This is a genomic window from Flavobacterium bomense (assembly GCF_003970355.1).
Map to the genome: position 1 here is coordinate 1 of NZ_RYDJ01000050.1, position 1,522 is coordinate 1,522.

Annotated in this window: 2 protein-coding genes; both read right to left on the reverse strand. The window is 33.2% G+C overall.

Annotated features, from left to right (window positions below; genetic code table 11):
- A partial coding sequence (locus EKL98_RS15420) for a glycine-rich domain-containing protein (RefSeq protein WP_394343481.1) occupies positions 1–578 on the reverse strand: 578 nt, incomplete at its 3' end.
- Between the two features lie 652 nt (positions 579–1,230).
- A complete protein-coding gene (locus tag EKL98_RS15425; RefSeq protein WP_126563091.1) occupies positions 1,231–1,479 on the reverse strand; it encodes a hypothetical protein in 249 nt (82 codons plus the stop codon).
- Positions 1,480–1,522: the final 43 nt, after the last annotated feature.

Consider the following 1,522-nt stretch of genomic DNA (forward strand, 5'->3'; position numbering starts at 1 on the left):
CCAATTCCAGCATTGATTCCTGTGGTTGGGGCTGCCCCAGAACCTGTACTTCCTGCTCCACCACCACCACCGCCGCTAGTTCCACTAGTTCCAGAAACAGCATTACCAACTCCACCTGCACCACCAGTATAGGTAATTCCAGTTGCGGCAGTTGCGCCAAGGCCATTGAGTGGAGTAGTAGTGCCGTTTACATTCCCTCCATTCCCTCCAATTGCGGTAACTGGAACAGTTGATGCAAATGTGGAGGTTCCGCCTGGATTACCATTGCCAGCCGAAACACCTGTTCCTCCTGCACCCACTGTAACAGTGATAGAGGCTCCAGGAGTTACTGTAATAGTAGTGTTTTTGGTATATGTTCCGCCACCGCCACCGCCACCTGTGGATCTATTTAGAGTTGTACATCCACCACCAGCGCCACCAGCGCCCCATGCTTCGACAGTTACATTAGTAACACCAACAGGAACGATAAATGTGCCAGAAGTTGTAAAGGTTTGTGTTTGTGAAAATCCCAAATTGGCAATAAAAAGACACCCGTAAATAAGGTATTTTTTTATGCCAATGTTGTTAGTAGTTTTCATTTCTTTTTTTGAGTAAAAAGGATGGAGAATTAGTTAGTTTTTCTAATAATTAGGATTGGTTTTTTTGAATTTAATTTTGGCTAGTCTTATTTTTATAGACAATCTAATTATAATTGATTTATGCCCCAATTATTTAACTTAAAGATAGTGAACATTTGTTTTTAATACGATAAAAAAACATTTTTTATCGTTGAAATACATATATTATAACTTTGTGTAGGAATAAACAACTGTTAAATTATTTCAATTATTTTTGTGCAAATATGAAAGGTTTGTAGTTTTTTTTATGTGGAGTTGGAGCGAGTATTATAAATTAAAAAAAAACTACTTTTTTGGGGAGTTTCAATTTTTTTGCGATACTGTTTTTTTCTCAATACTCTTTTTTGAGATTTTAAGTTTGGCACTTTATATACCACAACAACTATTATTTATTCAATTTTTAATGTTTTGATGTTCTTGATTTTAATTTTTGAAAGTATGTTTAGAGGGTACAAGTGATCCTATAAAAACAACATTTTTTTAATTTTTTTTCTTGGTCTGTTATTAATTGGCCCCATTGGTTTAATTCACATAAAAAAACAGTTCAAGAAATTCAAAAAATGAATAACTTGAACTGGTATTAAAAAAAAACTAAAAAAAACTAAAACTTCAATTAGGGATGTTTTTTGGAGTTCACAGAAGTGATTACTTTTGTGGCTTCAATATTTTGTTGAAAATCTTTAAATTTTAAAAAGAAAGAAGACAAACCAATGATCGTTACAAACGAAACATAATAACCTATTCCACCAGTACTTATCAAAGGTATTGTAGTAAAAGTTTCTATGCCAAGGCCCGCAAAAATTGCAAAAATAGAACAGATGCAAAAAGTTACTTTATGATATTCTGATACTTTATTTTTCATTTTTTTCTGAATTTAAATTGTTTTTAAATATTTTTAACCCGTA

What these genes read in the sequence shown, in the direction of transcription:
- EKL98_RS15425 (WP_126563091.1), bottom strand. Translation starts at nt 1,479, where the DNA reads ATGAAAAATAAAGTATCAGAATATCATAAAGTAACTTTTTGCATCTGT.